At 72.3% G+C, this 17,918-nt stretch carries 18 protein-coding genes; 3 read left to right on the plus strand and 15 right to left on the minus strand.

Features of this window, described 5'->3' with window-relative positions:
* Positions 1–2 precede the first annotated feature (2 nt).
* The 8 genes from ABEB12_RS05425 to ABEB12_RS05460 all read right to left on the minus strand — a co-directional run bounded on the left by ABEB12_RS05425 (position 3) and on the right by ABEB12_RS05460 (position 7,632).
* Positions 3–434 (minus strand): tautomerase family protein, encoded by a 432-nt coding sequence (locus tag ABEB12_RS05425; RefSeq protein WP_345702586.1) that lies wholly within the window; start codon positions 432–434, stop codon positions 3–5.
* Positions 331–1,161 carry a TIGR03619 family F420-dependent LLM class oxidoreductase gene (locus tag ABEB12_RS05430; RefSeq protein WP_185062671.1) on the minus strand — a complete coding sequence of 277 codons (831 nt, stop codon included), beginning with the start codon at positions 1,159–1,161 and terminating at the stop codon, positions 331–333. The genes ABEB12_RS05425 and ABEB12_RS05430 overlap by 104 nt, the downstream gene beginning before the upstream one ends.
* Positions 1,145–2,536 carry an amidase gene (locus tag ABEB12_RS05435; protein WP_345702587.1) on the minus strand — a complete coding sequence of 464 codons (1,392 nt, stop codon included), beginning with the start codon at positions 2,534–2,536 and terminating at the stop codon, positions 1,145–1,147. Before ABEB12_RS05435 ends, ABEB12_RS05430 begins: the two co-directional genes overlap by 17 nt.
* Positions 2,533–3,336 carry a glucose 1-dehydrogenase gene (locus ABEB12_RS05440; protein ID WP_185062672.1) on the minus strand — a complete coding sequence of 268 codons (804 nt, stop codon included), beginning with the start codon at positions 3,334–3,336 and terminating at the stop codon, positions 2,533–2,535. Before ABEB12_RS05440 ends, ABEB12_RS05435 begins: the two co-directional genes overlap by 4 nt.
* A gap of 8 nt (positions 3,337–3,344) precedes the next feature.
* Complete coding sequence (locus ABEB12_RS05445) at positions 3,345–4,325, minus strand: aldo/keto reductase (protein ID WP_221498400.1); 981 nt, start codon at positions 4,323–4,325, stop codon at positions 3,345–3,347.
* The gene (locus tag ABEB12_RS05450; RefSeq protein WP_185062674.1) at positions 4,303–5,685 is read right to left on the minus strand and encodes an MFS transporter; all 1,383 of its coding nucleotides are present in this window, start codon (positions 5,683–5,685) and stop codon (positions 4,303–4,305) included. The genes ABEB12_RS05445 and ABEB12_RS05450 overlap by 23 nt, the downstream gene beginning before the upstream one ends.
* 79 nt (positions 5,686–5,764) lie before the next feature.
* On the minus strand, positions 5,765–6,742 hold the full coding sequence (locus tag ABEB12_RS05455; protein ID WP_185062675.1) for an LLM class flavin-dependent oxidoreductase: 978 nt from the start codon (positions 6,740–6,742) through the stop codon (positions 5,765–5,767).
* 29 nt (positions 6,743–6,771) lie between these two features.
* Positions 6,772–7,632 carry a hypothetical protein gene (locus ABEB12_RS05460; protein ID WP_185062676.1) on the minus strand — a complete coding sequence of 287 codons (861 nt, stop codon included), beginning with the start codon at positions 7,630–7,632 and terminating at the stop codon, positions 6,772–6,774.
* A gap of 58 nt (positions 7,633–7,690) precedes the next feature.
* Here ABEB12_RS05460 and ABEB12_RS05465 point away from each other — a divergent pair, with 58 nt between their 5' ends.
* The 3 genes from ABEB12_RS05465 to ABEB12_RS05475 are packed head-to-tail and all read left to right on the plus strand — an operon-like array spanning position 7,691 to position 10,371.
* Positions 7,691–8,569: a nitrilase-related carbon-nitrogen hydrolase gene (locus ABEB12_RS05465; RefSeq protein ID WP_185062677.1), complete on the plus strand. Its 879-nt coding sequence runs from the start codon at positions 7,691–7,693 to the stop codon at positions 8,567–8,569.
* Complete coding sequence (locus tag ABEB12_RS05470; RefSeq protein ID WP_185062678.1) at positions 8,566–9,048, plus strand: hypothetical protein; 483 nt, start codon at positions 8,566–8,568, stop codon at positions 9,046–9,048. The genes ABEB12_RS05465 and ABEB12_RS05470 overlap by 4 nt, the downstream gene beginning before the upstream one ends.
* Before the next feature lie 15 nt (positions 9,049–9,063).
* On the plus strand, positions 9,064–10,371 hold the full coding sequence (locus ABEB12_RS05475; RefSeq protein WP_221498215.1) for an MFS transporter: 1,308 nt from the start codon (positions 9,064–9,066) through the stop codon (positions 10,369–10,371).
* 554 nt (positions 10,372–10,925) lie between these two features.
* Here the strand turns inward: ABEB12_RS05475 and ABEB12_RS05480 are convergent.
* From ABEB12_RS05480 to ABEB12_RS05510, 7 genes are all read right to left on the minus strand, one after another.
* Positions 10,926–11,324, minus strand: a complete 399-nt coding sequence (locus ABEB12_RS05480; protein ID WP_185062679.1) for a cobalamin-dependent protein — start codon at positions 11,322–11,324, stop codon at positions 10,926–10,928.
* On the minus strand, positions 11,321–12,874 hold the full coding sequence (locus ABEB12_RS05485) for a methylmalonyl-CoA mutase family protein (RefSeq protein ID WP_185062680.1): 1,554 nt from the start codon (positions 12,872–12,874) through the stop codon (positions 11,321–11,323). Before ABEB12_RS05485 ends, ABEB12_RS05480 begins: the two co-directional genes overlap by 4 nt.
* Complete coding sequence (locus ABEB12_RS05490) at positions 12,871–14,391, minus strand: AMP-binding protein (protein ID WP_185062681.1); 1,521 nt, start codon at positions 14,389–14,391, stop codon at positions 12,871–12,873. Before ABEB12_RS05490 ends, ABEB12_RS05485 begins: the two co-directional genes overlap by 4 nt.
* On the minus strand, positions 14,391–14,780 hold the full coding sequence (locus tag ABEB12_RS05495; protein ID WP_185062682.1) for an OB-fold domain-containing protein: 390 nt from the start codon (positions 14,778–14,780) through the stop codon (positions 14,391–14,393). The genes ABEB12_RS05490 and ABEB12_RS05495 overlap by 1 nt, the downstream gene beginning before the upstream one ends.
* Positions 14,777–15,937: a thiolase C-terminal domain-containing protein gene (locus tag ABEB12_RS05500; protein WP_185062683.1), complete on the minus strand. Its 1,161-nt coding sequence runs from the start codon at positions 15,935–15,937 to the stop codon at positions 14,777–14,779. The genes ABEB12_RS05495 and ABEB12_RS05500 overlap by 4 nt, the downstream gene beginning before the upstream one ends.
* 109 nt (positions 15,938–16,046) lie before the next feature.
* Positions 16,047–16,859 (minus strand): IclR family transcriptional regulator domain-containing protein, encoded by an 813-nt coding sequence (locus tag ABEB12_RS05505; protein WP_185062684.1) that lies wholly within the window; start codon positions 16,857–16,859, stop codon positions 16,047–16,049.
* Positions 16,856–17,761 (minus strand): LLM class flavin-dependent oxidoreductase, encoded by a 906-nt coding sequence (locus ABEB12_RS05510; RefSeq protein WP_185062685.1) that lies wholly within the window; start codon positions 17,759–17,761, stop codon positions 16,856–16,858. Before ABEB12_RS05510 ends, ABEB12_RS05505 begins: the two co-directional genes overlap by 4 nt.
* Between the last annotated feature and the right edge of the window lie 157 nt (positions 17,762–17,918).

A 17,918-nucleotide genomic window follows, 5' to 3' on the forward strand; every position in this document is an offset into this window, starting at 1 on the left:
GCTCAGCGTTTGCCGGCGGCTCGGAGCTCGGCGATCGACTCGCCGCCGACGAACCAGTGCTCGGGTTCGCACTCCCGCAGCACCACTCGCACGGTCTCCGGTTTGGCGCCGATCGACTCCTCGGCCGCCTTGGTCAGGGCTCGGCCCAGTGCGGCCAGTTGTTCGGGGCTGCGGCCCCGGGCCAGCGTGACCTGGATCAACGGCATCGGCATGCTCCTTCGTCGTCCGTCCGATGGCAGTATCCGGCACCCGCCCCAGGCTTGATCGCCAGCCGTGGCGTCGGGCCGCAACCGCAGCTCGGCCGAGTCGGCGCGGCGCCGCCCGGCCCGGTCAGCGGAAGCGTTCGGTGAGCGTGGCCAGCTCGTCGAGGTCGCGCAGGGTGTCCGGCTCCGGCGCGGTGCGGAGGGTGAAGGTGACCCGGTCCACGCCGGCATCGACGAAGGCCGCGAGCTGGTCGGGGTCGGTGGGCGCGCCGCACAGGGTGGCCGGGATCGGGCCTCGGCCCTGCTCCGCCAGCCAGGACAACACCCGGCGGACCTCGGCGGGCGCGGTCCGGGCCCTGGGCAGCCAGCCGTCGCCGTACCGGACCAGCCGGGCCAGCGCCGCCGGGCTCTCACCGCCGACGTAGACCGGCGGGTGCGGCCGTTGCACCGGCTTCGGCCAGGAGAAGATCGGGTCGAAGTCGACGTACGTCCCGTGGAACTCGGCCTCGTCGTCGCGCCAGATCTCCTTCAACGCCGCGAGTTTCTCGTTCAGCAGCTTTCCCCTGGTCCTCGGGTCGATCCCGTGGTTGCGCATCTCCTCGAGGTTCCAGCCGACCCCGACCCCGAACAGGACCCGCCCGTCGGAGAGCTGGTCGAGGGTTGCCACCTCCTTGGCCGCCTGGATGACGTCGCGTTGCGCGAGCAGGGCGATGGCCGTGCCCAGCTTCAGGGTGGAGGTCGCGGTTGCCGCGGCGGCCAGCGCCACGAACGGGTCGAAGGTCCGGTAGTACACGTCGGGCAGCACGTCCCCGCCGGACCACGGGCTCTCCCGCTTCACCGGTATGTGCGAATGCTCGGTGAGGAGCAGGGCGTCGAAGCCGCGCTGCTCCAGGGCCGTGGCCAGTCGGTCCGGGCGGATGCCCTCGGTCGTCACGAACGTGTCAACCCCGAACTTCATCGCACTCCCAGGTTCTCGAGGGCCGCTCCAGCAGCGCGCCCACGGTCAGTACCAGTTCGTCGTGGTGCCTCGGCCCGACGACCTGCAGCCCCACGGGCAGGCCGCGCGAGGTGAACCCGACCGGGACGCTGAGGGCCGGCTGCCGGGACATGTTGAACGGGAAGCTGAACGGTGCCCATTGCGCCCAGCTGGTCATGGCGCTGTGCGGCGGTACGTCATGACCGGCCGCGAACGGTTCGATCGGCACCGTCGGAGTGATCAGCAGGTCGAAGCGGGTATGGAACTCGCCCATGTGGATGCCCAGCCGCAGCAGCTCACCGTGGGCCTCGAGGTAGTCGGTCGCGGAGTGGTGCGCGCCCCGCTCCACCAGTGCCCGCAGTCCCGGATCGACATCGGCCGCGCGGCCGCCGGTGCTCACCGCGAACGAGTGGGCATAGCCCGCCGACCAGAGCACGTCGAAGGCCGGGAACGGGTCGGCGAAACCGGGGTCGGCCTCCTCCACGACCAGCCCGTGCGCCGCCAGGCCGGCGACCGCCCGGGCGACGATTTCCGCCACCTCCGGGTCGACGTCCACGTAACCCAGGGTGGGCGAGAACGCCACCCGCAGGCCGGCCCATGCCCTCCCGTGGAAGCTCGCCGCCCGGGGTTCGAGCGCCGTCGGGTCCCGGGGGTCCGGTGCGGCCAGCACGTCCATGATCAGCGGAATGTCGGCCACCGAGCGGGCCATGGGTCCGGCGTGCGCCAGGGTCCCCAGCACGCTGGGCGGGTACAGCGGGATGCGGCCGTAGGTGGGCTTGAAGCCGACGACCCCGCAGAAGGCGGCGGGAATCCGCACCGAGCCGGCCGCGTCGGTCGCCACGGACAGCGCACCCATGCCGGTCGCCACCGCCACCGCGCTGCCGCCGCTGGATCCGCCCGCCGTCCGCGAGCGGTCCCACGGGTTGCGGGTGATGCCGTCGATCGGGTTGTCGGTCACCCCCTTCCAGCCGTACTCCGACGTCGTGGTCTTGCCCAGCAGGACCAGGCCGTTCTCCCGGAGCCGGGCGGCGACCGGGCTGTCCACCGCCCACGGCTGGCCGGGATCGACGCGCTTCGAGCCGCGCAGGGTCGGCCAGCCCCGGGTGAGGAACAGGTCCTTGATCGAGGCCGGCACCCCGTCCAGGCGCCCCAGGGGGCGTCCCGCCCGCCAGCGCTCCTCGGAGGCCCTGGCCTGTGCCAGGGCCGCGTCGGGGTCGACCAGGCAGAAGGCCCGGTGGTCGTCGTTGTGCCGATCGACGGCCCGCAGCGCGGCCCGGGTCGCCTCCACCGGGGACAGCTCGCCGGTGGCGTAGGCCTCGACCAGTGCGGTCGCCGTCCATCGGGCGATGTCGTTCACGGCCGCACGACCGGGTTCTCCGGGTGGGCCTGCCAGGCGAACTGGGGGTTCCCGGCCAGCAACCCGCCGTCCACCGGCAGCAGCGCCCCGGTGATCCACGACGCGTCGTCCGAGGCCAGGAACAGCACGGCGGCGGCGATGTCGTCGGTCGTCCCGACGCGGCCCAGCGGGTAGAAGCTGGCCAGGCGGTCGAGGATGTCCGGGTCGATCCGCTGGCGGGCCTTCCAGACGTCCGTGCGGAACGTGCCGGGGACGACCGCGTTCGCCCGGATCCCGTACGGAGCGTGTTCCACCGCCAGGTTGCGGGTGAGCGCCTCGACGCCGGCCTTGGCCGCGCTGTAGGACGACGCGCCGACGTGGGTGTGCGCGTTCACCGAGGAGATGTTGACGATCGCCCCCTTGCGCCGGCCGATCATCCCGCGCAGCACCCGCTGCGAGCAGAGGAAGGTGCCGTTCAGCACGACGTCGATGTCCCGCACCCAGTCCTCGAAACGGGCCTCCAGTATCGGGGCGGGATTGGAGGTGAACGCGTTGTTGACCAGTACGTCGATGCGGCCGAACTCGCCGATCACCGTGTCAACCATGGCGTCCACGTCGTCCTCGCGCCGGACGTCGGTCCGGACCGCCAGCGCCCGCCCGCCATCCGCCCGGACGGCCGAGGCGACCGCCCGCGCGGCGTCCTCGTCGGCATCGACGACGGCCACCCGCGCGCCTTCGGCGGCGAAATGGTGGGCTAGTGAGCTGCCCAGCCCGGTGCCGCCGCCCCCGGTGACCACGACCACCCGTTCCGTGAAACGCATCCCGGACCTCAATCGAGCAGCTTGGCGCGGTCCTCGGCGTACCTCGCGCCGACGACCTGCTCGACCGGTACCGCGTTCTCGATCGCCGCGATGTCGTCCGGGGACAGCGCCAGGCCCACCGCCGCCACGTTCTGCTCGAGGTACTTGCGGCGCTTGGTCCCCGGGATGGGCACCACGTCGGGGCCCTGGCACTGGACCCAGGCCAGCGCCAGCTGGCCGGCCGTCACCCGGCGTTCCTGTGCCAACGCCTCGAGCGCGCGCACGAACGCCAGGTTCCGTTCCAGGTTCTCCGGCGTCATCCGCGGCTGCGAGGTGCGCCGGAAGTCGCCCTCCTCGAAATCGTCCACCGACCGGTACCGGCCGGTCAGGAACCCCCGCCCGAGCGGCGAGTAGGGCATGATCCCGATCCCCAGCTCCCGGCACACCGGGACGACCTCCTCCTCGATCGACCGCGACCACAGCGACCACTCGGTCTGCACGGAAGTGATCGGGTGCACCGCGTGGGCGCGGCGGATCGTCTCCGGGGACGCCTCCGAAAGCCCGACATGGCGCACCTTTCCCGCCGCCACCAGCTCGGCCAGCGCGCCGACCGTCTCCTCGATGGGGACGGCAGGGTCGACCCGGTGCTGCTGGTACAGGTCCACGTGGTCCACGCCCAGGCGGCGGAGCGAGGCGTCGCAGGCCTGGCGCACGTACTCCGGGTCGCTGCGCACCCCCCGCGACAGGTTGTCCGCGAAGCGGACCACGCCGAACTTGGTGGCCAGCACGACCTCGTCCCGCCGGCCCCGGATCGCCCGGCCCACCAGCTCCTCGTTGGCGCCGTAGCCGTACATGTCCGAGGTGTCCAGCAGGGACACCCCGAGATCCAGCGCGCGATGGATGGTGGCCACGGACTCGGCCTCGTCAGCGCCGCCGTAGAACTCGCTCATCCCCATGCAGCCGAGTCCTTGGGCGCCGACCTCGAGCTCACCCAATCTTCGGGTGGGCATGGTCATTGACCGCCTCCTGTTCGTGTTGTTCCTCGGGGACATCGATGTCCTTGGTGTGGGTTTCCGGCATCAGCAGCACGGCGCCGAAGGTGATCGCGCACACCAGCGCCATGTACGCGGTGATCGAGAAAGAGGTTCCGGTGGCCGCGAACAGCGACGTCGCGATCAGGGGCGCGAGACCGCCGCCCAGAACCGAACCCAGCTGCAGGCCGAGCGAGAAGCCCGAGTACCGCAGCCCGGTGGAGAACGCCTCGGCGAAGAACGCGCCCTGCGGGCCGTACATCACGGTGTGCAGCAGGCCCAGGCCGACGATGAACGCGATCATGATCAACGGCGTCGACCCGGTGTTCAGCAACGGCCAGAACGCGAACGACCACACGGCCAGCGCCCCCGAACCGGCGAGCAGCATGACCCGGCGGCCCACCCGGTCGGACACCGCGCCGGACACCGGCAGCATCACCAACTGCACCGCCGCCGCGACCAGCACCGCCAGCAGGGCGGTGTCCCGGGAAATGCCGACAACACTGGTGGAATAGGAGACCGCGAACGTCATGAACAGGTAGTACGTGACGTTGATGCCGATATAGGCGCCGGCGATTATCACGATCCGCCGGAAGTTGCCCCGGAACACCCGCAGCGCCGGAGAGGACTTCATGTCCCGGGCCGGTTGTTCCTGCTTCGCCTTCCGCAATGTCTGGAAGGCGGCGGTTTCCTCCAGCGTGAACTGGAGCCGGATCGCCAATGCGATCAGCACCGCACTGGCCAGGAAGGGGACCCGCCATCCCCAGGACTCGAACGCCTCGGGGGCGGTGGACCGGATGACCGCGATGAACGCCAGGTTGCCGAGGATGATCCCGGCCGGCCCACCGGCCTGGGCGAAGCTCGAGTAGAAGCCCCGCCGCCGGGGCGGGGCGTTCTCCAGCGCGAGCAGCACCACGCCGCCCTGCTGGCCGCCGAGGGCGATTCCCTGCAGGAAGCGCAACAGCACGAGCAGCAGCGGGGCGGCAATCCCGATGACCTGGTGCGGGGGCAGCAACCCGATCAACGTGGTGGCCAGCCCCATCCCGACCAGCGCTCCGATCAGCGCCCGCCGGCGGCCGTAGACGTCGCCGATGTGCCCGAAGAGAATTCCGCCGGCCGGCCGGGCGACAAAGCCCACCGCGAAGGTGGCGAAACTGAGCATGGCGCCGGTCAGGGAACTCTGGTTCGGAAAGAAGATCCGCGGAAAGACCAGTGCGGCGGCCGTTCCGTAGATGAAGAAGTCGTAGTTCTCGATGCTCGAGGCGGACAGAGCGGCGAACGCAATCTTGCCCATCTTGTTGGTGGGGTGACCCGGCTTGGGCTGCTCCGTCGCAACCATTTGATCACTCTCTCAATCTGTTCCACCAGATGAAACAGTCAATTCATTCTGTGGAGTATGTGTATCCGACGCCCCACAGTCAGTCAACCGATCCGCCGGTCATCCGAAGGACCTCGAGAATGCCGTCGACCGCTTCGCCCAACGCCGGTCCGTGCAGGTGCCGGGGCGGCATCAGCTGGACGTGGTCGAGACTCCCGGCCAGGGTGCGCAGCCGTTCCGCCACCTCCCGCGCGCCGCCGGCCACGCCGATGCGCTCCACCAGCGCGTCTGGCACGGCGGCCAGCGCACCCTCGGTGTCGCCGGACCCGGCGAGCCGCCCGGCCGGGGTCAGATCGAAGCCGGCGTGCTCGGCCACCCGGTGGAAGTAGGGCACGCGCAGGTGCCCGGCGAGGGAGCCGCGCAGCCAGGACCGGGCCTCCCGCCGGTCGTCGCCGACCGCGCAGCACAGCAGCATGCCCCGCTCGACCCGCCGCCCCTCGGCGCGTTCGCCGGCCCGGACGGCCGGCAGCACCACCTGGTCCAGCCAGTCCGGCGTACACACGAAGTTGACCAGAACGCCGTCCGCCGCCTCCCCGGCCAGCCGGGCCATCGCCGCGCCGGTGGCCCCGAGGTGGATGGGCACCTCGGAACGGACCGGCGCCGTGGGCAACCGGTAGCCGCGGACCTCGAAGAACTCCCCCCGGTGGTGGAAGGGTTCGCCGGCCGAACCCAGCGCGCCGCGTACCACCCGCACGTACTCCCGCATCCGGGCCACCGGCCGGTCGGCGCTGATCCCGTAGTAGTCGCTGCTCCAGGCGCGCGGCATGGTCCCGAGCCCGAGCACGAACCGGCCGCCGCTGAGCTCGTCGACGGTGGCGGCGGCGCGGGCGGTGGCCACCGGCGGGCGGACCCAGGTGGCCACGCCGGAGAACAGCCTGGCCCGCGCGCTCTCCCCGGCGAGCGCCGCCGCCACGGCGAACACGTCGTGACCGGCTTCCAGGCTGGACAGCGAGTCCGCCCCGGCCCGCTCCGCGCGCCGGGCCACGGCGAGCTGTTCTCGCAGACCGAGGCCCGCCATGCCGAGCGAGATTCCGAGGCGCATCGCGGTCAGAAGCGCAGCGTGGGCAGGCCGAGGGGATCACCCCTGGTCCAGCGGACGGCCAGGCAGCCGGCCTCCGAGCCGGTGCCGGCCCCGGGGTAGACGAAGGTCTCGGGATCACACAGGTAGCCCATCGGGCCGAGGGTCATGGAGGCCCCCCGGTCCAGGGTGAGGTCGCCCTCGAGCACCAGGAACTCGTCGCCGCCCGGGGTCGCGGCGGCCGGCCCGGTCCCGGTCCAGCCGGCGGGGACGCGCATCAGCCAGGTGGTCCAGCCCCCGTCCAGGTCGTCCCAGAGGTGCTTGCCCTCCATGCCGGTCGGCGCGCCGTCCGGGTCGAGCACCGGCTCCCAGGGGATGTCCGCCATTTCCACCCCGGTCACCGGCCGGCTGCGGGTGACGTGCGGATACCCGTCGGCCAGGTACTCCGTCCGGTCCCAGTCGGGCGGGATGTCCGCGTACAGGAAGTCCACCGGCGCGGAGTTCTTGATGAACAGGTCCACCCCCTCGGGCGCGTGCTGGTGCGCCGGGTGCAGCCAGTACGGGGGGTGGTTGAAGTACCCGAAGTTCTTGATCTCGTACCAGTCGTCGAACTTGAACACCCCGTTGAGGACGAACAGCTCCTCGTGGCAGGTGTGGTACTCGAACCGGCCGCGCGGGTTGTGCCGCAGGTACTCCAGCTCCTGGGGCCGCGCGTAGCCGGGCGGGAAGTTCAGCAGGAAGGTGCTCGCGTCGGTGTTCCCCTCGTCGCGGGCGTAGACCCGCCGCCGGGTGCCCTCCGGCCAGGTGTCCTGCCACAGCCGACCGTCGGACGGGGAGGCCTGCACCGGGAGGTCCGCCAACGACACCGGTCCGGTAGCTACGCGTCTCATCTTTTCAGTAAACCATACAGTGGTTTCTATATACCATCACGTGGTACGGTCCCCGCTCATGAAGGACCAGGTGCGCGTCTCGCTCGTCCAGCTCGATGCCAAGCCGCTCGAACCGGCGGCCAACGCCGAGCGCATGGCCGGCTTCATCGAGCGCGAGGGCCGCGAGCACCGGGCCGAGCTGGTGGTTTTCCCCGAGCTGAGCAGCACCGGCTACGTGCAATCGGCCCGGGACGACCGGTTCGCCGAGCAGCTCTACCGGGCCTCCGAGCCAATCCCCGGGCCGACCACCGAACGGCTCGCGGCGGCCGCCCGGGCCGCCGGCTGCCACGTGGTGGCCGGCATCTCGCAGACCCATCCGGTGATCCCGGAGGTGCTCTACAACAGCGCGGTGCTGATCGGCCCGGACGGCGCGGTGATCGGCGTGCACCACAAGGTGCACGCCTGCCGGGACGAGAAGGAGTACTACATCGCCGGGGACACCGTGGACGTCCACCCCACCGAGCTGGGCAACATCGCGTTGAACCTCTGCTACGACGTGCGGTTCCCGGAGCTGGCCCGGGTGCAGACGCTGCGCGGCGCGGAGATCGTCGTCTCGCTCTGGGCGTCGGCGGTGCAGCCGGGCAAGGTGCCGCCGGACAGCATCATCCAGCGCTGCGCCACCAGGGCGATGGAGAACGCGGTCTTCTTCCTCGGCTGCAACCGCACCGGCACCGACGACACGATGACCTTCTACGGCCGCAGCGCGGCCGCCGGCCCCAGTGGGGACACCCTGGCCAGCTCGGACACTGACCAGGAGGAGGCGGTCCGGGCGGTGCTCGCCGGCGCCGACCTCCGGGCCCAGCGGCGCTACCTGACCCTGTTCCGCGATCGCCGTCCCGAGTTGTACGGCGCGCTCACCGAGTCGCTGTCCTCGGGCGCGACCGGGACCGGACTATGAGCGCGCTGCTGCGGTTGACCAGCCTCGCCGCGCCGCCGGCCGAGCCGACCCCGGAGACGCTCTTCCAGGTGCTCGAGGGCCCGGGCGCCTGGCAGTCCGCGCTGGAGGTCGCGGGGCCCGAACCGGCCGAGGGAACCGGCGACTGGTACCAGGAGATCTTCGCGGTGCCGGACGCGGTGCCGCTGGCGGAAAGCGCCCGCCACGTCTTCCAGATCGAGATCGACGTCGCCCCGGACATCGACCTGGCCGAGTTCGACCATTGGTACAACGCCACCCACGTTCCCGAGGTGCGCCCGGCCGGGCTGCTGGGGGGCCGCCGGTTCCGGGCCCTCGGCCACCAACGGCGCTTCCTGGCGCTCTACGACATGACCCACCGGAACGTGCTGACCAGTGAGGAGCTGGCCCGGGTGCGCGGCTTCGCCCGGTTCACCCCGGGCGTGGAGATCCGGTACCGCGCGGTCCTGCAACGAACCACCTGAGCGGCTGGAGCGACCATGTCCGAAGCGACCACCCCCCGCGAGCCCGTGACGCTCGAACCGACCTCGGTGTCCCGCCGCAAGGTGGTGTTCGCCGGGGCGGTGGGCTCCGCCGTGGAGTACTACGACTACGGCATCTACGGCTACCTGGCGACCACCTTCGCCGCGCGGTTCTTCCCCTCCGACGAGCCCACGGCCGCGCTGCTGGCCACCTTCGCGGTGTTCGCGGTGTCGTTCCTGGTCCGGCCGCTGGGCGGGGTCCTGTTCGGGCACCTGGGCGACCGGTTCGGGCGCCGCACCGCGCTGGCCACCGCCGTCCTGGTCATGTCGGCGGGGACCTTCGCCATCGGCGTGCTCCCCACCTACGCGTCGATCGGGGTGGCCGCACCGCTGCTGCTGGTGGTGGCGCGCCTGGTGCAGGGCCTCTCCGCCGGCGGGGAGAACCCGGGGGCCGGGTCCTACGTCGCCGAGATCAGCCCGCCGGAGCGGCGCGGGCTGCTGTGCAGCATGCCGCAGGTCGGCTCCATGGTGGGCCTGCTCATCGCCTCCGGGCTGATCGGGCTGCTGAACCAGGTGCTGAGTCCCGAGCAGCTCGCTGCCTGGGGCTGGCGGCTGCCGTTCTTCCTGGCCCTGCCGTTCGGCCTGATCGGGCTGTACGTGCGCATCCGCCTGGAGGACTCGCCGGCGTTCCGGGCGCTGGAGGCGCGGGGCGAGGTCGCCGAGCTGCCGATCGTGGAGGTGGTCACCAAGTCCGCGCGATCGGTGGTGCGCACCATCGGCATCGCCCTGGTGGACTTCTCCGGCTACTACATCGTGTTCATCTATCTGACCATCTACCTGCAGCGGGAGGCCGGATTCGGCGCGGCGGCCGCCAACTGGTCCACCACCGGAACCCTGGTCGTGGCCACCGTGGCGATCCCGCTGTTCGGGCTGTGGTCGGACCGGATCGGGCGCAAACGCATGCTGGCCATCGGCAGCGTGGGCTTCATCGTGCTCACCCTGCCGATGTTCCAGCTGATGCAGCTCGGCGGGCTGGTTCCGGCGATCATCGGCCACTGTGTGCTCGGGCTGTGCGAGGCGGCGATCATGGGGCCGCTGTTCGCCACGCTGGCCGAGGTGTTCGGCACCCGGATCCGGTACAGCGGCTTCGCGCTCGGCTTCAACATCGCCGCGATCGCCACCGGCGGCACCGCTCCCTACATCGCCACCTGGCTGATCGCCCACACCGGCAACGCAACCTCCCCCGCCTACTTCCTGATCGCCACGGCGGTGTTGACGCTGCTCAGCCTCATCGGTCTTCGCGAGACCGCCGGCATGCGGCTCTAGTCCCAATGCCGTTCAGTTAGGGCGCCGCGCCCGTCGTCAACACCGGCGCGCCGGTTCGGCCGGGGGTCAGGTTCGAAAACAGCCTGTACGGCGGTGCGGTAGCGGCCCTGCCGCGGCGTCCGCTCCCGGCCGCCGGCCTCGTTACGGGGCGTGGCTGGTGTTGGTCAGGTTTGCCGCGTCCGGCTCCTCGAGGTGGAATCGCCCGCACGGGCATTCAGCTAGTGGTTTGGGACTGTCGTCGGCCCAGACGCGCCGGTTCGTCGCGGCTATTCGGCGTTCCAGGGGTCGATGAAGATCGACATCATCCTCACTGACGTTCTACTCGCGGGTAACGTCTCTATCGATGATGTTGATCTACCGCCAGCCCGACCGCACTCGTTGCCCAACCCCGAACCCGACCAGCACCGGCCACGCTCCGCAACCCACACCGCCGGCCGGGCACGCAAAGCTCGCCACCGCGCCGCCGTCCAGGCCATCTTTCGAACCCAACCCCCACCGACACCGCACGCCGACATTGACGACGGGCGCGGCGCCTTAACTGAGCAGCATTGGGGCTAGTTCCCGTCGGCGGTGACTTCGAAGAATTTGGCGACCACGTCGGCGATGGGTTCGCCGGGGCCGAAGTGGTGGGTCACGCCGGCGTCCAGGAGGGCTCGCACCTCGGCGTCCTCGGCGATGCCGCCGCTGATGACCGGGATGTCCGCGGCGCGGTCGGCGAGCAGGCGCACCACCTCGATGCCGAACTCGCCGAGGCCGCCGCTGAGCGAGCTCACCCCGACGGCGTCGGCGTCCTCGGCGATGGCGGCGGCCACGATGGCGTCCGGAAGGTTCCGTTTGCCCAGGTAGACGACCTCTGCCCCGGCGGCGGTGAGCCGCTTGGCGATCAGCAGGATGCCGGCGTCGTGGCCGTCCAGCCCGACCTTGGCCAGCACCACCCTCGGCGCGCGGCTCATGGGGCTTCGTCGAAGCCGGCGCGGGTGGCGTCCAGCAGCTGCTGCATCGTCGCTCCCTCGCGCAACGCGTCGACCGTCGGGGGCACCAGGTTGTCCGAACCGGCCGCCGCCCGGCGGACCCCGGCGAGGGCGGCGTCCAGCACGGGGCCGGCGTGCCGCTCGCGGTGCTTGCGGACCCGTTCCACCAGCTCCGGCTCCACCCGGTCCAGTCCGGAGGTGGGCTGGGTGGACCCGGCGAACAGCTCCCGGTGGTGCGCCGCGGTCACCGCGTTCTCCCCGATGAAGGTGCGCTCCCCGGTCTCGAGCTGGCGCTGCCGGGTGCCGCGCCCCCGGTCGAGCACGCTGGCCAGGTAGCCGTTGTGCAGGCAGGCCAGCGCGCCGCCGCGTTCCTCGATGCGTTCCAGCTCGCCCTCCACCTCGCCCCGCACCGCCGCTTCCACCTCGGTGAACTTGTACCCGCCGGCGAGCGGGTCGAGCGAGGCGGCGGCGCCGTGCTCCTCCCCGACCACGCGCAGGGTGCGCACGGCCAGTGCCGCGGCGTCCGGCGAGGGCACCCGCAGCGCCTCGTCGTAGGACGCCGCGCACAGGTAGTCGGCCCCGCCCATCACGGCGGCGAGCACGCTGAGCGTGCAGCGGGGCACGTTGACCAGCGGCTCGTTGCTGGTCTCCAGGCCGTGGGCGTACCCCATCAGCGCCACCGGCGGGACGTCGGCCGGCGCCACCCCGAACCGGTCCGCCAACAGCCGGCCCCACAGCGAGCGGGCCACCCGGAACACCGCCGCGCCGACGAACAGGTCGCTGCGCTCGTTCACGAACAGCATGATCCGCCGGGCCGCGTCGGCCGCCGGGTAGCCCCGGGCGACCAGCTCGGACAGGTAGGCGACCCCGTTGGCCAGGGCGATGGCCAGCGCCCGCACCGGTCCGGCGCCGGCCACGTCGTAGTGGTTGGAGCACACCGTCATCGCGTAGCCGGGGATGTCCTGATCGATCGCGTAGGCCACCGCGTCGCAGGCGATCCGCACCGCCTGCTCCGGGGTGAACAGCTCGGTGCCCCGCGCGGTGAACTCCTTGAGCGGGTCGTTCTGCATGACCAGCCGGACATGCTCGGCGCCGCGCTCGCGCAGCACCTCGTGCACCATCGGCAGGCCGACGTGCCCGACGCTGTTGGCCAGCATGCCCAGGCTGTCCAGGCGCTCCAGGTCCAGCGGCGCGCAGATGGCCCGCAGGTCGTCCAGGGTTCCGCAGGACACGCCGGCCCGGCCCACCTGCGCGCGGGAGAGCCGGTGGTCCGGGTCGTACCCGAGCTGGGCGGGCAGGTCGCAGGCCAGCAGCACCGACTCCGCGCCGACCTCCTGCAGCAGCCGGACCCGCTCGCCGGTCATCTCCGGGCTGCCCTGGCCGGTGTAGACCATGGCGCGCGGGCGGAACGGCGCCGGCGACTCGGTCCGGCGGGCGACCCACTCGGCCAGCGCGGGATCCGGGGGCGGCGGCCCGTAGTGCCGGTGGATCGGCACCTCGGAGTCGTTGGCCCGGCTCGGCTCGGCGCTCACGACGGCACCTCCAGCAGCCGCCGCCGGTCGATCTTGCCGTAGGAGGTGCGGGGCAGGCCGGTGACGACCACGATCGACCGGGGGCGGCGGAAGCCCAGCTCCGGCCGGCAGAACTCGGCCAGCCCGGCCTCGTCCAGGGTCACCCCGGGCTCCGCCGCGACGTACACCCGGACCGCCTCGCCCCAGCGCTCGTGGGGCACCCCCACCGCCGCCACCTCCCGCACCCCGGGATACCGGGAGACCACGTCCTCGACCTCCTTCGGCGCGATGTTGAAGCCGCCCGAGTTGATCATCTCGTCGCGGCGTCCGCGCAGGTAGAGATAGCCTTCGTCGTCGCGGAACCCCATGTCCCTGGTCCAGATCCAGCCGTCCCGCATGACCTCGGCGGTCAGCTCAGGCTGCCGGTAGTACCCGGTCATGGTGTGCCCGCCGGCCACCACGATCTCACCGGTCTGGCCGGCCGGCAGGGAGTTGCCGTCCGGGTCGACCACGTCCACCCGGACACTGCGCCACGGGCGGCCGGCCGAGCGCACCCTGGGCTCGCCGGGCCGGTGGTCCGCCCGGCCCAGGTAGCTGATCGTCATGGGCGCCTCGGACTGGCCGTAGAGCTGGGCCAACACCGGGCCGTAGCGGTCCAGGGCCTGGCCGAGCACCGCCTCGGAGATCGGGGCGGCGCCGTAGACGATGTTGTCGAACGCCGGGGTGTCGGGCACGTCCAGCATGTCCAGCAGCATGGTGGGCACCAGTTTGAGGGTGCGCACCCGTTCGCGCCGGCTGAGCCCGACCACCTCCTCCGCGTCGAAGCCGTGCCGGACGTGCAGGTGTCCGCCGCAGGCCAGGTAGGGCAGCGTGAAGTACCCGGCCCCGTGGGACAGCGGCTGCACCAGCAGCACCGAGTCCGAGGTGGTCTCCACCCCCAGCTCGACCATCAGGTTCACCGCCACCTGGGCCAGCGCGCCCTGGCTCAGCATGACGCCCTTCGGCCGGCCGGTGGTCCCCGAGGTGTACGCGATCCAGGCCAGCTCGCCGGCGTTGGCCGGGGTCGGGGGGAGGTCCGGGCTGGCCGCCGCGAGCAGGTCGGCGTAGTCGTGGGCGCCGGAGGGTACGGGTGGGCGGGACTGGACCGCGTCCCCGTCGGCCACGCGGATCCACCTCGGCTCGCCGTCGGCGACCAGCTCGGCGACGGTCTCGTCGAAGCTGGCCTGGGTGAGCAGCGCCCGGGCGGTGCAGTCCCGGAGGATGTAGCCGAAGTCCGCGCCGGTCATCCGCACGTTCAGCGCGACCCGGACCAGCCCGGCGTAGGCCAGCGCCACGTCGACCACCGGGTACTCCAGCCGGTTCTCCAGCAGCACGGCCACCCGGTCGCCCCGGCGCAGGCCCAACCCGGCCAGCGCGTTGGCCAGGCGGCACGCCTGGTCCTGCAGCTCGCGGTAGCTCAGCCGGCCCCGCCCGGTGCTCACGGCCGGCCGGGCCGCGTTCTCCCGGATGCCCCTGCGCAGCAGGTACGCCAGATCCATCAGCTCTCCCCCGGAACGAACCAGAACGGCGGGGCCGACGACTCCGCCACCCGCAGCTGGACCGGGGTCGGCACGGTGGCGTCCTCCGGCAGGTCACGGATGTGCCCGAACACCCGCACGCCGGCCAGCCGCACCAGGCCGAGCAGGTAGGGCGGCGTGATCCCCTCGACCGGCACCCACACCCGGGTCCAGCTGTAGAGCACGCCCTGGGTGGGCAGCGCGGCCGGCTCCACCCGCACGCCGTGGCACAGGGGGCAGCCCGCGCGGGGCGGCCAGCTCAGCCAGGCGCAGTCCAGGCAGCGCGATCCGACCAGCAGGCCCCGCTCGAAGTCCACCGGCCGGCGCTGCCCGGTGGGAGTGGCGTCAACCGCGCGCAACAGGTTGGTCATGCCACCCGCTCCAGGATGTGCACGCTGCAGACCGCGGAGTCGCCGTCCATCCACCCGCCGCTGTTGTGGGCCAGCGCGAGGCGGGCGCCCGGCGCCTGCCGGTCCGCCGCCTCGCCGCGCAGCTGCCAGGTGAGCTCGGCGATCTGCGCCACCCCGGTGGCGCCCACCGGGTGACCCCGTGAGGAGAGCCCGCCGCTCGGGTTCACCGGGTGCCGCCCGCCCGGGCCGGTCACCCCCTCGCGCAGCAGCCGCCCCGCCTCGCCGTACCCGCACAGGCCCAGCTGTTCGTAGTAGAGCAGTTCTCCGGGGGCCATGGCGTCGTGCACCTCCAGCACGTCGAGGTCCGCCGGCCCGACGCCGCTCTGCTCGTAGGCCGCCTCGGCGGTCTCGGTGGCGACCGTGGGCTGGGCGTCGGTCCGGGTGGAGCGGGCGGTGCGCATCGCGCTGGCCCGCACCCGCACGCGGGGCCGGTCGCCGGGCACCACGCCCGGCCGGGCCACCACGGCGGCGGCCGCCCCGTCGCTGATCGAGCCGCACATGAGCAGGGTCAGCGGGTCCGCGATCATGCGGCTGGCCAGCACCTGCTCGGCGGTCACCTCGTTGCGGTACTGCGCGTAGGGGTTGCGCGCACCGGCGGCGTGCGACTTGACGGCGGCCGCCGCCAGGTCATCCAGGGTCAGGCTGCCCTCGTCCAGCCGGTTGCGCAGCCGCATCGCGTAGACGGCGGTGAACTGCAGCCCGAGGCCCCGGGTGGCGTCCAGGTCGGCGGCGGTGCGCAGCGCCTCCAGGCTCCGCCCCCGGTCCCCGACGCACATCTTCTCGTGCCCGAGCACCAGCACCACGTCGGCGAACCCGGCCGCCACCGCCGCCACCGCCTCGCGGAACGCGGTGGAACCGCTGGCGCAGGCGTTCTCCACGTTGGTCACCGGGACGCCCTCGATGCCGAGGTCGCGCACCACGGTCTGCCCGCGCACCTGCTCCTGGCCGGTGAGCAGCCCGGCCAGGCTGTTGCCCGAGTACACCGCCTGCACGTCGGCCAGGGTCAGCCCGGCGTCGCGCACCGCCCGCACCACCGCCACCCGGCACAGGTCCTTCAGGGACAGCTCCGGGAAGCTCCCAAAGGGATGCATCCCGACTCCGACGACTTCAACGTCCATGCCGGCAACGTACCACGTACCGGAACTGTTGGACTGTCAGATGAAACGCATCTTGGCCGCAGCTGCTTACCGGCAGCGCGCCATGACTTACCTCAGAGGGGCCGGACGGTCAGCCCGCCACCGGTTGCCGGGTGTCACCCAGGGCCACCAGCCGCTGGGTGATCCGCTCCGCCGTGGCCAGCACCTCCGGCAGCACCTCCTCGGCCCGCTGGTCGGTCAGCCGGGCGGCCGGGCCGATCACGCTCAGCGAGGCCAGCACCCCGCCGGCCGCGTCGCGCACCGGAACGCTCACCCCCACCGCGCCGTCGATCCGCTCACCGTGGCTGAGCGCCCAGCCCCGCTCGCGGACCTCGGCCAGCTCTCCCATCAGGACCTCGCGGTTGGTGATCGTCGCCGAGGTGCGGGGCACCAGGGTGATGCGGTCCAGCAGGTGCTCGAGGTCGTCCGGGTTCAGCCAGGCCAACAGCACCTTGCCGGCGGACCCGGCGTGCACCGGCTCGGCGACCCCGATCCCGGCGATGTAGCGGATCGGCCGGGCACTCGGCAGCTCGGTGACGCAGATGCGCTGGCCACCCACCCGCACGTGCAGCGCGGCGGTCTCCTCGGTCTCCACCCGCAACCGCTCCAGCTCCGGCCGGGCCACGATCTCCAGGCCGTTGCCCGGGCTGCTCAGCGCCTCCAGGAACTGGAAGCACCCGGGCCCGAGGCTGTACATGCCGCCCTTCGGGTCCTGCACCACCAGGTAGCTGCCCGCCAGCGTGCCCAGCAGGCGGAACGCGGTGGTCTTGGAGAGCCCGGTGGCGGCCGCGAGGTGGCCGAGGGTGCGCGGCCCGTCGGTCAGCGCGACCAGCAGTGCCACCGCCCGACTGACCGCCCGCACCGGGACGCCGTCGTTGCCCGTCTCCGGGACTGTCGGATTCATCCGGCCTCCGTCGGTTCGCCCAGGCCCAGGCCCTCGGCCAGCGCCACCAGCAGGTCCACCCCCACGGCCGGGTCCAGCTCCGGCCAGTGACAGCGGATCACCACCGTATCCACGCCGTCCGCCGCCAGCGCCAGCAGCCGGTCCCGACACTCCGCGAGCGGCCCGACCACCAGCGGCTCCCCCGGCGGGTTGGACCCGGCGTCCGGCGAGTACCAGCGGGGATAGGCCGCGCGGTGCGCGCGCACGGAGCGCGCAACCTCGGCCGCACCGAGCAGGTCGGTGACCAGTACATCCCGGCGCAACACCACCGACTCGACCGGAGCCGCCGACCCCGCAACCAGGTCCGCGACCGCCGCCCGGGACACCTGGCCACCGATGAACGGCACGTAGCCCCTGGCCACCGCCCGGTCGAAGGTGCGCCGGCTCGCGGCGGCGTACCAGATCGGCGGGCGCGGGCGCTGCACCGGCCGCAGCGGACCGTCCGGCGGATCGGCCGCCCACAGCCCGGTCAACCGGTCCAGGACCGACAGCTGCCGACCCAGCCGCTCCGCACGGGGCACCCCGAACGCGTCGAACTCGTGGTCCCGGTAACCCTGGCCGGCACCGATCACCAGCCGCCCGCCGGACAGCACGTCCAGCGTGGCCAGCTCCTCGGCCAGCACCACCGGGTGCAGAAACGGCATCAGCAGCACCCCGGCCACCAGGCGCATCGACCCGGTCTCCGGGACCAGCCGGGCCAGCAGCGGCAGCGGTTGCAGGTAGGGGCCGGCCAGGAAGTGCTGCCCGGCAACCACCGCCGCGTAACCCGCGTCCCGCGCCGCACGGGCGGTGGCCAGCTGATAGCCGGCCAGCGCCGCCGGATCGCTCGCGCCGATCCCGTGCAACGCGGCGGCAAACCTCATGCGTTTCATACTACAGAACGACAATTCCAGAACTGGACAACCTCTCGAAAGGCAACCCAACGGCGAGTTGCCGCCGCCGCACGGCGCGGAGTGGCTGATCTTTGTTTGCGGCGGTTGAGGTGCGCCGCTTGGACACGGAGCCGAATGTGACCGCGGT

Source organism: Actinospineispora eucalypti, assembly GCF_039543365.1.
In the GTDB taxonomy this organism is placed as follows: domain Bacteria; phylum Actinomycetota; class Actinomycetes; order Mycobacteriales; family Pseudonocardiaceae; genus Pseudonocardia; species Pseudonocardia eucalypti.

Bases quoted from the DNA above. Each gene is read 5' to 3' on its own strand.
- ABEB12_RS05490 (WP_185062681.1), bottom strand. From the start codon at position 14,391: ATGGATCTGGCGTACCTGCTGCGCAGGGGCATCCGGGAGAACGCGGCC.
- ABEB12_RS05495 (WP_185062682.1), bottom strand. From the start codon at position 14,780: ATGACCAACCTGTTGCGCGCGGTTGACGCCACTCCCACCGGGCAGCGC.
- ABEB12_RS05465 (WP_185062677.1), top strand. From the start codon at position 7,691: ATGAAGGACCAGGTGCGCGTCTCGCTCGTCCAGCTCGATGCCAAGCCG.
- ABEB12_RS05505 (WP_185062684.1), bottom strand. From the start codon at position 16,859: ATGAATCCGACAGTCCCGGAGACGGGCAACGACGGCGTCCCGGTGCGG.
- ABEB12_RS05450 (WP_185062674.1), bottom strand. From the start codon at position 5,685: ATGGTTGCGACGGAGCAGCCCAAGCCGGGTCACCCCACCAACAAGATG.
- ABEB12_RS05430 (WP_185062671.1), bottom strand. From the start codon at position 1,161: ATGAAGTTCGGGGTTGACACGTTCGTGACGACCGAGGGCATCCGCCCG.
- ABEB12_RS05500 (WP_185062683.1), bottom strand. From the start codon at position 15,937: ATGGACGTTGAAGTCGTCGGAGTCGGGATGCATCCCTTTGGGAGCTTC.
- ABEB12_RS05445 (WP_221498400.1), bottom strand. From the start codon at position 4,325: ATGCCCACCCGAAGATTGGGTGAGCTCGAGGTCGGCGCCCAAGGACTC.
- ABEB12_RS05475 (WP_221498215.1), top strand. From the start codon at position 9,064: ATGTCCGAAGCGACCACCCCCCGCGAGCCCGTGACGCTCGAACCGACC.
- ABEB12_RS05455 (WP_185062675.1), bottom strand. From the start codon at position 6,742: ATGGCGGGCCTCGGTCTGCGAGAACAGCTCGCCGTGGCCCGGCGCGCG.
- ABEB12_RS05440 (WP_185062672.1), bottom strand. From the start codon at position 3,336: ATGCGTTTCACGGAACGGGTGGTCGTGGTCACCGGGGGCGGCGGCACC.
- ABEB12_RS05480 (WP_185062679.1), bottom strand. From the start codon at position 11,324: ATGAGCCGCGCGCCGAGGGTGGTGCTGGCCAAGGTCGGGCTGGACGGC.
- ABEB12_RS05460 (WP_185062676.1), bottom strand. From the start codon at position 7,632: ATGAGACGCGTAGCTACCGGACCGGTGTCGTTGGCGGACCTCCCGGTG.
- ABEB12_RS05425 (WP_345702586.1), bottom strand. From the start codon at position 434: ATGCCGGCGTGGACCGGGTCACCTTCACCCTCCGCACCGCGCCGGAGC.
- ABEB12_RS05470 (WP_185062678.1), top strand. From the start codon at position 8,566: ATGAGCGCGCTGCTGCGGTTGACCAGCCTCGCCGCGCCGCCGGCCGAG.
- ABEB12_RS05510 (WP_185062685.1), bottom strand. From the start codon at position 17,761: ATGAGGTTTGCCGCCGCGTTGCACGGGATCGGCGCGAGCGATCCGGCG.